This is a genomic window from Pseudomonas sp. LAMO17WK12:I10 (assembly GCF_900215185.1).
In the GTDB taxonomy this organism is placed as follows: Bacteria; Pseudomonadota; Gammaproteobacteria; order Pseudomonadales; family Pseudomonadaceae; genus Aquipseudomonas; species Aquipseudomonas chlororaphis.
The window spans coordinates 148,909-161,944 of record NZ_OBDX01000010.1 but is presented as its reverse complement, the minus strand read 5'-3'; the positions used below and the strand labels follow the sequence as shown (position 1 = coordinate 161,944).

General features: G+C 62.2%; 12 protein-coding genes. 7 read left to right on the top strand and 5 right to left on the bottom strand.

Going from position 1 to position 13,036, the window contains the following annotated elements:
* Positions 1-49: 49 nt before the first annotated feature.
* From CRO75_RS13850 to CRO75_RS13840, 3 genes are all read right to left on the bottom strand, one after another.
* Positions 50-487 carry a hypothetical protein gene (locus CRO75_RS13850; protein ID WP_097135985.1) on the bottom strand — a complete coding sequence of 146 codons (438 nt, stop codon included), beginning with the start codon at positions 485-487 and terminating at the stop codon, positions 50-52.
* A 261-nt stretch (positions 488-748) separates the two neighbouring features.
* On the bottom strand, positions 749-1,312 hold the full coding sequence (locus tag CRO75_RS13845; protein ID WP_038582113.1) for a cupin domain-containing protein: 564 nt from the start codon (positions 1,310-1,312) through the stop codon (positions 749-751).
* Between the two features lie 228 nt (positions 1,313-1,540).
* On the bottom strand, positions 1,541-2,257 hold the full coding sequence (locus CRO75_RS13840; protein WP_097135983.1) for an SIMPL domain-containing protein: 717 nt from the start codon (positions 2,255-2,257) through the stop codon (positions 1,541-1,543).
* A gap of 240 nt (positions 2,258-2,497) precedes the next feature.
* Between CRO75_RS13840 and CRO75_RS13835 the strand changes: the two genes are divergently transcribed.
* From CRO75_RS13835 to CRO75_RS13820, 4 genes are all read left to right on the top strand, one after another.
* Entirely contained in the window at positions 2,498-3,760 is a 1,263-nt protein-coding gene (locus CRO75_RS13835; RefSeq protein ID WP_062823674.1) for an ATP-binding protein, read from the top strand.
* The gene (locus CRO75_RS13830; RefSeq protein ID WP_009042166.1) at positions 3,753-4,313 is read left to right on the top strand and encodes a response regulator transcription factor; all 561 of its coding nucleotides are present in this window, start codon (positions 3,753-3,755) and stop codon (positions 4,311-4,313) included. Before CRO75_RS13835 ends, CRO75_RS13830 begins: the two co-directional genes overlap by 8 nt.
* 97 nt (positions 4,314-4,410) lie before the next feature.
* Positions 4,411-6,138 (top strand): ABC transporter ATP-binding protein/permease, encoded by a 1,728-nt coding sequence (locus CRO75_RS13825; protein WP_085529828.1) that lies wholly within the window; start codon positions 4,411-4,413, stop codon positions 6,136-6,138.
* A 67-nt stretch (positions 6,139-6,205) separates the two neighbouring features.
* Positions 6,206-6,955 carry a FadR/GntR family transcriptional regulator gene (locus tag CRO75_RS13820; RefSeq protein ID WP_085529829.1) on the top strand — a complete coding sequence of 250 codons (750 nt, stop codon included), beginning with the start codon at positions 6,206-6,208 and terminating at the stop codon, positions 6,953-6,955.
* A gap of 107 nt (positions 6,956-7,062) precedes the next feature.
* Here CRO75_RS13820 and CRO75_RS13815 read toward each other — a convergent pair whose 3' ends face one another.
* Together CRO75_RS13815 and CRO75_RS13810 are read right to left on the bottom strand one after the other, a co-directional pair.
* Entirely contained in the window at positions 7,063-7,254 is a 192-nt protein-coding gene (locus tag CRO75_RS13815) for a hypothetical protein (protein ID WP_097135981.1), read from the bottom strand.
* 13 nt (positions 7,255-7,267) lie between these two features.
* Positions 7,268-8,905, bottom strand: a complete 1,638-nt coding sequence (locus CRO75_RS13810; protein ID WP_097135979.1) for a phospholipase — start codon at positions 8,903-8,905, stop codon at positions 7,268-7,270.
* A gap of 235 nt (positions 8,906-9,140) precedes the next feature.
* Between CRO75_RS13810 and kdgD the strand changes: the two genes are divergently transcribed.
* The 3 genes from kdgD to CRO75_RS13795 all read left to right on the top strand — a co-directional run bounded on the left by kdgD (position 9,141) and on the right by CRO75_RS13795 (position 13,025).
* The gene (kdgD, locus tag CRO75_RS13805) at positions 9,141-10,052 is read left to right on the top strand and encodes a 5-dehydro-4-deoxyglucarate dehydratase (RefSeq protein WP_009042171.1); all 912 of its coding nucleotides are present in this window, start codon (positions 9,141-9,143) and stop codon (positions 10,050-10,052) included.
* 67 nt (positions 10,053-10,119) lie between these two features.
* Complete coding sequence (locus tag CRO75_RS13800; protein ID WP_097135977.1) at positions 10,120-11,565, top strand: aldehyde dehydrogenase family protein; 1,446 nt, start codon at positions 10,120-10,122, stop codon at positions 11,563-11,565.
* Between the two features lie 98 nt (positions 11,566-11,663).
* Positions 11,664-13,025: an MFS transporter gene (locus CRO75_RS13795; protein WP_097135975.1), complete on the top strand. Its 1,362-nt coding sequence runs from the start codon at positions 11,664-11,666 to the stop codon at positions 13,023-13,025.
* The last annotated feature ends 11 nt before the right edge of the window (positions 13,026-13,036 follow it).

Sequence of the window (13,036 nt, the reverse complement as noted above, 5' to 3'; positions counted from 1 at the left end):
ACTTATGCAGGCCCCATACCCAATGCAAGATGCGGGGCCGTCACAAGTATCAAGGAGTGGAACGAACGTACAGGAATGACGCATTTGTATAAATATTGACGAATTTGACCGTATGCGCTGGTTTTTTCTGGTGCATGGGTTGCCTTCTTACGGGGCATCCGGGGCGAGTCGTGCCTCTGATTGGTGCGTCGCTGGAGTGGGTGTCGACCGGCTTCGGTTGAGCCGCCTGACCTGGCCTGCCTGGCGTAAATGTTGGGCGCATTGGGTTGACCGGATGAAGTAGGGCGACTTGCTGAGGGAGGCCGCGGGAGAACGGATGCCCGGGATCTTGCAGGCGATGGCGGGTGCACAGCACATCGTCGGCGGTGTTGACGTTGTGGCTCGCAGTGAAGTTGTCACTGTGGAGGTTGCGGGTGACGTGTGATGGCGGGGTGCCGAGGATCAGCCCCGCTGTCTGCCAAACCTGGAGCGGAAAGGTCTTACGCATGCAAACCTCATTTTTTCTTTTTCTAGGGCGTATCTGAGGAGTGGCCTTGTGGGCCGGGGCAACTCGCCTTCTATGGGGAGTGGATGCAGCCCCATGGACCCTGTGCGGCGCCGGCGATCGCTTTGTTGTGGGTCGATTGACGATTCGCCGATGCCGAAATTAAGTCATGCTGAAATCGTGGTCAACGAAAATTAAGCGTGACTAACATTTCTCTTGCGCAGGAGGTGTCTGTGAGGTTGTGCAGGCGGCCACGGGGCGGGTTCAGGCCGCCGAATGGTCGTCGAACAGGCCCATGGTCGTGACGGTCAATACTTCTGCCGGGTCGTTGCCGGCGTTAGCCAGATAGTGCGGTTTGGTCGAGTCGAAGTGCACCGAGTCGCCGGCGCCGAGGGGATACTGCTGCCCCTCGATGGTGTAGACAATCTGCCCCGCAAGAACGTAGGAGAACTCGGCGCCATCATGGGAGATCAGTTCCGACTGGTAGCCCACCGGTATGTTCATCTTCACCGCGTTGATCAGGTTGCCGGGAAAGGAGCTGGACAGCCGCTCGTAGGAGAGGGGCTGGCCTTCGATGGTGTAGCGCACCCGCTTGCCGTCGTGGGAGTCGGGTTGTGCCTGGGTCGGCTGGTCGAAGAGGGCGTTCAGCGGAACGTTCAGGGACTTGGCAATGTTGACCAGGGAGGAGATCGAGACTCCGGTGAGGTTGCGTTCCGCCTGGGAGAGGAAACTGGCGGTCAGACCGGATTCGCTGGCGATCTGACGCAGGGTTTTCTTGGCGGCGCGGCGATAGCGACGCAGGCGTTCGCCGATGCGGTCTGCGGTCATTGGAGAGACTCTTATAGGAAAGGCGCAGTATACCCGGTGGACGTCAATCACGTCTGATAGGCGCAATACCGGGGGCCGCAACTTTAGCATCACCGATGTGGCCGAGCTCACCCCTTTACCCCAAAAAAAGGCGAGTTCCTCAGGCTCGGGTTGAAACAGTGGCTAGCAAAAAAACGCGGTAACCTCATTTGTGCTGCAGGTTACCGCCGTTGGGGAGCAGGGAAAACGTTATGGCATCAGGACTTCGATCGAGCCATCGGCGGTCATGCTGACCTGGCTGGTGCCGGCCTCGACTTCCGGAGTGACCGGTGCCGCATCCATGCCCGCGGCTTTCATCATCACCGGTCCGCGCAGATACGGTTGTGGATAACCGTTGCTGTTGAAGTTCAGGTTGACGATCTTGTAGCCCTTGCCGCCCAGCGCTTCGGTGGTCAGCTGCGCACGAGCCTTGAAGGCGTCGACCGCTTCCTTGAGCAGCTTGTCTTCGCTGGCCTTGCGGGTCGGGTCGGCGATGGCGAAATCCATCCCGCCCATCTTCAGGTCGCTCAGCAGTTCGCCGGTGAGCTTGGACAGCGCGGCGAAGTCCGAGCTTTCCAGGCGCAGTTCGGCGCGTTCGCGCCAGCCAGTGATCTTCTGGCCCTTGGTGTCGTAGATCGGGTAGCTGTTGCGGCTACCCTGGCGCAAGGTGATGTCCTTGACCTGGCGTGCCTGGCCCAGGGCCTTGTTCATGGTGGTGGTGATTTCCGCGGCGAGCTTGGCCGGGTCGGCGTTCTGCGATTCGCTGTAGAGGGTGACGATCATCAGGTCGCGGGCCACTTCCTGACTGACTTCGGCGCGCAGGGAGATCTGGTTGTAATGAAGCTCATCGGCGGCCAGGGCCGGCAGGCTGGCGAGGGTGCCGGCGCTGAGGGCGAGAAGGGCGGCGCTGCGACTGAATGTATGCATGAAAACTCCTTGAGTGCGGTCCGCAGGTATTGGGTCCCAGCCTGCGTGAAACCATCAGACTCTAGCTTTTATTGTCTGGTTCGGCCCGTTAACAACTTCTATACATCTATAACCCAACGCCAACTGCGGGGGCTTTGGTAGCCGCCCAAGACTGTGGCGGTTTGCCGCAGTTTTGCCTGTCTGGGCCGCTGCTTGGTTATACTCGTCGCGATCCGCCTGGAGCGCTCATCAGGAGAGCTCATGCTCGCCCCCGTACAACTGCTTTCCGCCACTCGCCAGAACCTCTGGCGTCTGACTTTCATCCGCATCCTGGTTCTGGCCGCTCAGGCCGGTTCGGTGGGGCTCGCCTATTGGTTCGACCTGCTACCGCTGCCCTGGCTGCAACTGGCCATCACCCTGGGCCTGTCGCTGATTCTCTGCGTCTTCACTGCCATTCGCCTGCGCACCTCGTGGCCGGTCACCGAGCTGGAATACGCCGTGCAACTGGCTTGTGATTTGTTTATCCACAGTGCCCTGTTGTATTTCTCCGGCGGTTCGACCAACCCCTTCGTCTCCTATTACCTGGTGCCGCTGACCATCGCCGCCGTCACCTTGCCATGGCGCTATTCGGTGGTCCTTTCCGGTATCGCGCTGACCATGTACACCTTGCTGCTGGCGCAGTTCTACCCGCTGCAGACTTTCCCCATCGCCCGGGAGAACCTGCAGATCTACGGGATGTGGCTGAGCTTCGCCCTGGCCGCGGCGGTGATCACCTTCTTTGCCGCGAGAATGGCCGAGGAGCTGCGGCGGCAGGAGGAGTTGCGGGCGATCCGCCGCGAAGAGGGCCTGCGCGACCAGCAGTTGCTGGCTGTCGCGACCCAGGCCGCTGGCGCCGCCCACGAACTGGGAACGCCCCTGGCGACCATGAGCGTGCTGCTCAAGGAAATGCGCCAGGACCACCTCGACCCAATGCTGCAAGATGACCTGGGCGTGCTCCAGGACCAGGTCAAACTGTGCAAGGAAACCCTGCAGCAACTGGTGCGCGCCGCCGAGGCCAACCGCCGGCTGGCGGTGGAGATGCAGGATGCCACCGTTTGGCTCGACGAAGCGCTGAACCGCTGGCACCTGATGCGCCCCGAAGCCAGCTACCGCTTCCAGCTGCTGGGCAAGGGCACGATGCCGCGGCTGGCGCCGCCGCCGGACCTGACCCAGGCGTTGCTCAACCTGCTGAACAATGCAGCCGATGCTTGTCCGGAAGGGCTGGAAGTCCAGCTGGATTGGGACGCCGAGAACCTGACCATCAGTATTCGTGACCACGGCGCCGGTGTGCCGCTGGCCATCGCCGAGCAGATCGGCAAACCGTTTTTTACCACCAAGGGCAAAGGTTTCGGCCTGGGCCTGTTTTTGAGCAAAGCCAGCGTGACACGCGCCGGCGGCTCAGTGAAACTCTACAGTCATGAGGAAGGCGGCACGCTCACCGAGCTGCGCCTGCCCCACGGCGCCCGAGGAGACCAACATGAGTGAAGAAATCCAAGTCGAAGGCGAAGAACTGCCGCATCTGTTGCTGGTGGATGACGACGCCACCTTCACCCGGGTGATGGCGCGCGCCATGAGCCGTCGCGGCTTTCGCGTCAGCACCGCGGGTTCCGCCGAGGAAGGCCTGGCCCTCGCCCAGCAGGACCTGCCGGACTTCGCCGCGCTGGACCTGAAGATGGACGGCGACTCCGGCCTGGTGCTGCTGCCCAAGCTGCTCGAGCTCGATCCGGAGATGCGCGTGGTGATCCTCACCGGTTATTCGAGCATCGCCACCGCGGTCGAAGCGATCAAGCGCGGCGCCTGCAACTACCTGTGCAAACCGGCCGATGCCGACGATGTACTGGCCGCGCTGCTCTCCGAGCACGCCGACCTCGACACCCTGGTGCCGGAAAACCCGATGTCGGTGGACCGCCTGCAATGGGAGCACATCCAGCGGGTGCTGACCGAACACGAAGGCAACATCTCCGCCACTGCCCGCGCCCTGGGCATGCACCGCCGAACGCTGCAACGCAAGTTGCAGAAGCGCCCGGTTCGCCGCTGAACCGCGACTGAACGAATGTCTTCAGGACAAGTGAAAAAGCGAGCCGATCCTCTATGATCGGCTCGATGCTTGTCCCTATCCCAATCGAGCCTTGATGATGAATCAGAACGCTGAGTATTCCGCGGTCAACGATGCTGTGCGCGGGCAGTTTTTCCGTCGTGTCTGGGAAATGACTACGCCTTACTGGCGCAGTGAAGAGAAGGGCAAGGCCTGGTTGCTGCTGTTCGCGGTGATCGCCCTGACCCTGTTCAGCGTGGCGATCTCGGTGTGGATCAACAGCTGGTACAAGGATTTCTACAACGCCCTGCAAAAGAAGGACGAGGCGGCGTTCTGGCAACTGATCCTGTATTTCTGCGGAATTGCCGCGGTGGCCATCCTGGCCGCGGTCTACCGGCTCTACCTGACCCAGATGCTGACCATCCGCTGGCGCGCCTGGCTCACGGAAAAACACTTCGCTCGCTGGCTGGGCCACAAGAACTACTACCAGCTGGAGCAGGGCGGCTACACCGATAACCCGGACCAGCGGATTTCCGAAGACCTCAACAGTTTCACCAGCAATACCCTGGGGCTCGCCCTGGGCCTGCTGCGTACCGTGGTCAGCCTGGTGTCGTTCTCGATCATCCTGTGGGGCGTGTCGGGCAGTATCGAAGTCTTCGGCTACACCATTCCCGGCTACATGTTCTGGTGCGCCCTGGTGTACGCCGCCGTCGGCAGCTGGCTGACGCACCTGATCGGTCGACGCCTGATCGGCTTGAACAACAACCAGCAACGTTTCGAGGCAGACCTGCGTTTTTCCATGGTGCGGGTGCGGGAGAATGCCGAGAGCATTGCCCTGTACGACGGCGAGCCGAATGAGAACAAACGCCTTAGCGCTCGCTTCGGCATGGTCTGGCACAACTTCTGGGACATCATGAAAGTGTCCAAGCGCCTGACCTTCTTCACCTCGGGCTACGGCCAGATCGCGATCATTTTCCCCTTCATCGTCGCGGCCCCGCGTTACCTGACGGGCAAGATCGAACTGGGCGAGCTGATGCAGATCAACTCGGCATTCGGCAACGTCCAGGAGAACTTCAGCTGGTTCATCACCGCCTATTCCGAGCTCGCGGCATGGCGCGCCACCTGCGACCGGCTGCTGAGCTTCCGCCAGGCCATGAGCGAAAACGAAGAGCGCGCGCCAGCCATCGACGTGCAGAGCCAGGGTGAAACCCTGCAGGTGCATAACCTTGGCCTGGACCTGGCGGACGGCCGGCACCTGCTGGCCGGTGCCGAGATGACCGTGACTCCCGGTGAGCGCCTGATGCTCAGCGGCCGTTCCGGCAGTGGCAAAAGTACCCTGCTGCGGGCGATGGGGCGGCTCTGGCCGGCCGGTCACGGCAGCATTCGCATGCCCGCCGAGCGTTATCTGTTCCTGCCGCAAAAGCCTTACCTGCCGATTGGCAGCCTGCGTGAAGCCTTGAGTTATCCACAGTCGGGCGACACTTACCCGCAGGAGCGTTATGCGCAGGTGCTGGAAACCTGCCGACTGCCGCACCTGATTTCTCGCCTGGACGAGAGCAATCACTGGCAGCGCATGTTGTCCCCGGGCGAGCAGCAGCGCCTGGCCTTTGCCCGTGCGTTGCTCTATGCGCCGCAGTGGCTGTACATGGATGAGGCCACCTCGGCCATGGACGAAGAAGACGAGGCGACCCTGTACCAGGCGCTGATCGACCAGCTACCGGGGCTGAGCATTGTCAGCGTCGGGCATCGCAGCAGCCTCAAGCGTTTCCACCCGCGGCACATCCGCATCGAGCGCGGGCATCTGGTCGACCAGGCGGTGACGGTGTAGTCAACAGTGATCGTACAACCCGGCTGAGCTATGATGCGTCATCAGTTTTCGGAGAAAGAACTTCACCATGGACAACCAGAACACGGCGCCCCGCCTTCCACGCAAGCGCCGTAGCCTCGCCCAGGAGCTGGTGACCGTGCTGTCGGAGCAGATTCGCGACGGTCAGCTCAAGCGCGGTGACAAGTTGCCCACCGAGTCGGCGATCATGGAGGCCCATGGCGTCAGCCGGACCGTGGTACGCGAAGCCATTTCCCGCTTGCAGGCCGCCGGCCAGGTGGAAACCCGCCACGGCATTGGCACCTTTGTGCTCGACACGCCGAGCCCGAGCGGCTTCAGGATCGATCCGGCGACCGTGGTGACCTTGCGCGATGTGCTGGCGATCCTGGAACTGCGCATCAGCCTGGAAGTGGAGTCGGCCGGGCTGGCCGCGCAGCGGCGCAGCATCGAGCAACTGGCGGCGATGCGGGCGGCGCTGGATGCCCTCAATGAAAGCGCGGCCCACGACAGCGATGCGGTGGCCTCGGATTTCCAGTTCCACCTGCAGATTGCCCTGGCCACGGGCAACCGCTATTTCACCGATATCATGACCCATCTGGGAACCAGCATCATTCCGCGCACCCGCCTGAATTCGGCACGCCTGGCTCACGACGATCAGCAGCACTACATGAGCCGCCTGAGCCGCGAGCATGAAGAAATCTATGAAGCCATTGCCCGCCAGGATTCGGACGCGGCCCGGGCGGCCATGCGTCTGCACCTGACCAACAGCCGCGAACGGCTGCGCCATGCCCATGAAGAGGCAGAGGCGCAGCGCGGGTAATGCGGTTGGGGCGGTCATTGCGTCGCCCTTGGGTTCTTATCGCGAGCAAGCTCGCTCCTGCAGAGAGGGGAGGTGACCCTGTAGGAGCGAGCTTGCCTGCGATGCTTTTAGCGGTTTTTGAGAATCGAGCGATCCACCCTCACGGCCAGTTGCCCGACGCCGGGTTTGGCATTGAAGGTCACATGCCCTTGCTGGTCGACGGTTGCCCGCGCGACGGGGGCGCCGTTGACCAGCAGTTCCAGGGGCGCGCCCTGCAGGGATTGGCCCGAGGCCAGTGCTAGAGTCAGATTGATAGCCATGTCGGTGTCCTTATCAGGCATTGCGGTCGATGTAAGTGGTGGCGGTCTTGTCGATCGAGGCGATCAGCTCCGGCGAGCCACCGCGGAACTGGCGGAAAATGTTGCGTCCGCTGGAACCGCCGCTGGTGTCCACCGGCACATTCAGGGTCGGCTGGAAGCGCTCGCTCAGTTCGGCGTAGGCGGACCAGGGGCCGATGTACGACTCGTTCAAACCGTTGGTATAGCTGAAGGCATAACGCACGGCATTGCCGGGCAGCCAGTTGGGTTCGCTGGGCGTCTGGCTCTGCCAGCCATCGGCCTGGATGCTCGGGGCAAGCGTCGGTGCTTCCAGGTAGCCCGCCGGCTTGTTGGGCTTGTAGTCCTTGAGCAGCAGGTAGGTGCTCCAGCCCCACCAGTTGTCGATGGTCTTGGTGTCGTTCAGGTTGGTCACGTCGCTGCGTCGCAGCACCTTGTCGCCCTGCATCACGAACAGCGGTGAAAAGTTGCCGCTCTTCGCCGCGTTCAGGTCCGGCAACAGCTTCAGCGCCGTGAAGTTGCCGGGCGTCGGGGCCGCGCCGCTGAGGTAGCTTTCGAAGATTTCGTCCGCCGAGCGTTGCACGGCCAACTTGACCTGCTTGCGGTTGTTGCTGTCGAGGGTGTCGAAATAACGCTTGTCGCCATAGGCATGCCAGCGGTCGCCCTGGGCGTTGCTGACGTTGAGGCCGAACTTGCTGTCCTCGTCGTGCATGAAGCGGGTGATCAGCGAACCGAGATCGCTCGGCGTGACCACCGCCGCCAGTTGCTTGCGCGGTACCCGCACATGGCCGGCGGAGAACAGGTCGGTGAGGAAGTGATCGGCGAAGGCGTTCATGGCGTAGGCCAGTTCCAGCTGCTTCTCGTCGGCGTTCTTGTGCGCCAGTACCGCCTGCTGCAGGGCCGCGGTGTGCCCGGCGATATAGGCCAGCAGCGCCCACTCGCCGAAATGGTCGGCATTGTTGGCCGCCAGCTTCAGGTAGCGGCCCAGGGGGAACAGCGCCGAGGCGAAGCTGCCGCCGCCAGTGATCTTGTTCCACTCTTCGGACAACGTATCTCCAAGGGCGTCATAGGCCTCGTGAGGTTGCCTGCCGTCCTTGAGCGCCTGGTTGGCGGCGGCGATTTCCTTCTGCATTACCGCGAGAATCTGTTTTGCCTCGTCCTTGGCCGCCGGCAACACGGCGAGGGAGTTGAACGCGGCGGTAAAACGCTGCAAACGATCCACCGGCGTCGCGCCTTCGCAGATCGGCTGGTCGGGGATGCCATAGAAATCGCCACCCAGCGCCACCACTTGGCCGTAGGTCAGGGCCAGGCCATTGGGCAGGTGCAATTCGACCTGCCAGGCTGGAACGCCGGGGGCGTCCTTGACGAAACGCAGCAGGGTGGCATCGCCGATGGCGGTGTGCTCGCCCCCCTCGAAACGTAGCTGGGGCAGGGCCTTGAGGTTTTTGCCCGGTGCCGCGGGGAGGAGCCCGGGCTGGTGATACTTGATGGTGTGATGACCGTCGGCGATCAGCACCAGGTGGTCGCCATCACCGGAAATGGTAATGCCGCGTTCGCTGAAAAGGCTGTCCAGATCGGCAATGACCTGGCTTTTGTGCTGCAGCTGTTCCCGCTGCTGAGTGTGTAGACCTGACATTTCTAGCTCCTTGATATGTCGTAGGTATTTCAAGAAATTAACTGTATGCATATACAGTTGTTTGCGAGCATAAAGCAAAAACCTGACTCGTCAAGCAGGTATTTTTTGCCGCGTATTTTGGCGATGGCTGACGAATTGCTGTTGACGATTGTTTTTTAAGTTGTACGATGACTTACAACTTCGGCCAAAGCTGATGTGTTTTTCATCACAATGTGCGTCCCAGGGTGTTCGAATAATGAATCCACAAGAACTGAAGTCCATCCTCTCCTCCGGCCTGCTGTCTTTCCCGGTGACCGATTTCAACGCCCAGGGCGATTTCCATCGCGCGGGCTATATCAAGCGCCTGGAATGGCTGGCCCCATACGGCGCCTCGGCGCTGTTCGCGGCAGGTGGCACCGGTGAGTTTTTCTCCCTGGCGGCCAGCGAATATTCGGAAATCATCAAGACTGCGGTCGACACCTGCGCCAGCAGCGTGCCGATCCTGGCCGGCGTCGGCGGCTCGACCCGCCAAGCCATCGAATACGCCCAGGAGGCCGAGCGCCTGGGGGCCAAGGGCCTGTTGCTGCTGCCGCACTACCTGACCGAAGCCAGTCAGGATGGGGTCGCCGCTCATGTGGAAGCGGTGTGCAAATCGGTGAAGATCGGCGTGGTGGTCTACAACCGTAACGTCTGCCGCCTGACCGCGCCGCTGCTGGAGCGCCTGGCCGAGCGCTGCCCGAACCTGATCGGCTACAAGGACGGCCTGGGCGATATCGAGCTGATGGTGTCGATCCGTCGCCGCCTCGGCGATCGCTTCAGCTACCTGGGCGGCCTGCCGACCGCCGAAGTCTACGCCGCGGCCTACAAGGCCCTCGGCGTGCCGGTGTACTCCTCGGCGGTGTTCAACTTCATCCCGAAAACCGCGATGGATTTCTACCACGCCATTGCCCGGGAAGATCACGCCACGGTCGGCAAGATCATCGACGACTTCTTCCTGCCTTACCTGGATATCCGCAACCGCAAGGCCGGTTATGCGGTGAGCATCGTCAAGGCCGGAGCCCGCATCGTCGGCCATGACGCAGGCCCGGTGCGGGCGCCGTTGACCGACCTGTTGCCGGAAGAATATGCAGCGCTGGCGGCGTTGATCGACGCCCAGGGCGCGCAGTAATTCATCCCCGGGGCCGCTGAGCAATCAGCGGCCTTTTGCGTATGGCTTTTGTGTAAGGAGAGGGCGCGTGGCAGAGGTAAAACGCTTCGATAACTACATCGGTGGCCAATGGCTTGCCGGTGCCGACTACTCGACCAATATCAACCCGTCCGAGTTGTCCGATGTCATTGGCGAATACGCCAAGGCCGACCTTGCTCAGGTGCATGCCGCGATCGATGCGGCGCGCGATGCATTCCCGGCCTGGTCGACTTCCGGTATCCAGGCGCGCAGCGATGCCCTGGACAAGGTCGGCAGCGAGATCCTCGCCCGTCGCGAAGAGCTCGGCGCCCTGTTGGCCCGGGAGGAGGGCAAGACCCTGCCCGAGGCCATCGGCGAGGTGACCCGCGCCGGCAACATCTTCAAGTTCTTTGCCGGCGAATGCCTGCGCCTGTCGGGGGATTACCTGCCGTCGGTGCGTCCGGGCGTCAACGTCGAAGTGACCCGCGAAGCCCTGGGCGTGGTCGGCCTGATCACCCCGTGGAACTTCCCGATCGCCATCCCGGCGTGGAAGATCGCCCCGGCCCTGGCCTACGGCAACTGCGTGGTGCTCAAGCCCGCCGAGCTGGTGCCGGGCTGTGCCTGGGCCCTGGCGGAAATCATCTCCCGCGCCGGCTTCCCGGCCGGGGTGTTCAACCTGGTGATGGGCAGCGGCCGGCTGGTCGGCGATGCCCTGGTCAACAGCCCGAAAGTCGACGGCATCAGCTTCACCGGTTCCGTGGGCGTGGGCCGGCAGATCGCCGTCAGCTGCGTCTCGCGCCAGGCCAAGGTGCAACTGGAGATGGGCGGCAAGAACCCGCAGATCATCCTCGACGATGCCGACCTCAAGCAGGCGGTGGAGCTGGCGGTACAGAGTGCCTTCTATTCCACCGGGCAGCGTTGCACCGCTTCCAGCCGGCTGATCGTCACCGCGGGCATCCACGACCGGTTCGTCGCGGCGATGGCCGAACGCATGGGTTCGATCAAGGTCGGCCACGCGCTGCGGGCCGGCACCGATATCGGTCCGGTGGTGTCCCAGGCGCAGCTCGAACAGGACTTGAAATACATCGATATCGGCCAGTCCGAAGGGGCGCGGCTGGTCAGCGGTGGTGGCCTGGTGACCTGCGATACCGAAGGTTACTTCCTCGCGCCAACCCTGTTTGCCGACAGCCAGGCCTCGATGCGCATCAGCCGCGAAGAGATCTTCGGCCCAGTGGCCAACGTGGTTCGGGTGGCTGATTACGAGGCGGCGCTGGCCATGGCCAACGACACCGAGTTCGGCCTGTCGGCGGGCATCGCCACCACGTCGCTGAAATACGCCAACCACTTCAAGCGCCATTCCCAGGCCGGGATGGTCATGGTCAACCTGCCGACGGCCGGCGTCGATTACCACGTACCTTTTGGTGGCCGCAAAGGTTCATCCTATGGTTCCCGCGAGCAAGGTCGCTACGCGCAGGAGTTCTACACCGTGGTGAAGACTTCCTACATCGGATCCTAAGTCCCGCTGTACCCCCGCCGGCCGTTGCCTGAGGCCCGGCGGGGTCGATGAAACGAATGTTTTACCCGCATAAAAATAACTAGTGGGAGTACATCCATATGCAAGCGACCAAGCCGACTCGCGTCCGCTACCTGATCCTGTTCATGCTGTTCCTGGTGACCACGATCAACTATGCCGACCGCGCCACCATCGCCATCGCGGGCTCCAGCCTGCAAAAAGACCTCGGCATCGACGCCGTCACCCTCGGTTATATCTTCTCCGCATTCGGTTGGGCTTATGTAGCGGGGCAGATCCCCGGCGGCTGGCTTCTCGACCGTTTCGGCTCGAAAAAAATCTATGCCCTGAGCATCTTCACCTGGTCGCTGTTCACCGTGCTGCAGGGTTATGTCGGTGAGTTCGGCGTTTCCACCGCGGTGGTGGCGCTGTTCATGCTGCGGTTCCTGGTGGGGCTGGCCGAGGCACCGTCCTTCCCCGGCAACGCGCGGATTGTCGCGGCCTGGTTCCCCACCGCCGAGCGCGGTACGGCTTCGGCGATCTTCAACTCGGCGCAGTATTTCGCCACGGTGCTGTTCGCTCCGCTGATGGGCTGGATCGTCTATCACTTCGGCTGGCAGCACGTGTTCATCGTGATGGGCGCGATCGGCATCGTCTTCTCGCTGGTCTGGCTCAAGGTGATCTACAGCCCACGCCAGCACCCGCTGATCAACGAGGCCGAGTTCAAACACATCGCCGACAATGGCGGCATGGTCGACATGGACCAGGACGGCAAAGGCAAACGCAGCGACGGCCCGAAATGGGACTACCTGCGCCAGTTGCTGACCAATCGCATGATGCTTGGCGTGTACCTGGGCCAGTACTGCATCAACGGCATCACTTACTTCTTCCTGACCTGGTTCCCGGTGTACCTGGTGCAGGAGCGTGGCATGACCATTCTCAAGGCCGGTTTCATCGCCTCTTTGCCCGCCATCTGCGGTTTTATCGGTGGGGTGCTTGGCGGGGTGATTTCCGACTATCTGCTGCGCAAGGGGCATTCTTTGACCTTCGCCCGCAAGGCGCCGATCATCGCCGGCCTCCTGGTCTCCAGCAGCATCGTGGCCTGCAACTATGTGGACATCGAATGGATGGTGGTGGGCTTCATGGCCCTGGCGTTCTTCGGCAAAGGCGTGGGCGCGCTCGGCTGGGCGGTGGTGTCCGACACTTCGCCGAAGCAGATCGCCGGCTTGAGCGGCGGCCTCTTCAACACCTTCGGCAACCTGGCGTCGATCACCACGCCGATCGTCATCGGCTACATCATCAGTTCCACCGGCTCGTTCAAATGGGCGTTGGTGTTCGTCGGCTGCAACGCGCTGCTGGCAGTGTTCAGCTACCTGGTGATCGTCGGCCCGATCAAGCGCGTGGTGCTCAAGGAGCCACCGAGCAACGGCCCCGAGCTGACCCAACTTTCCCAAGCGCATTCCTGAAGGGGCGGCGT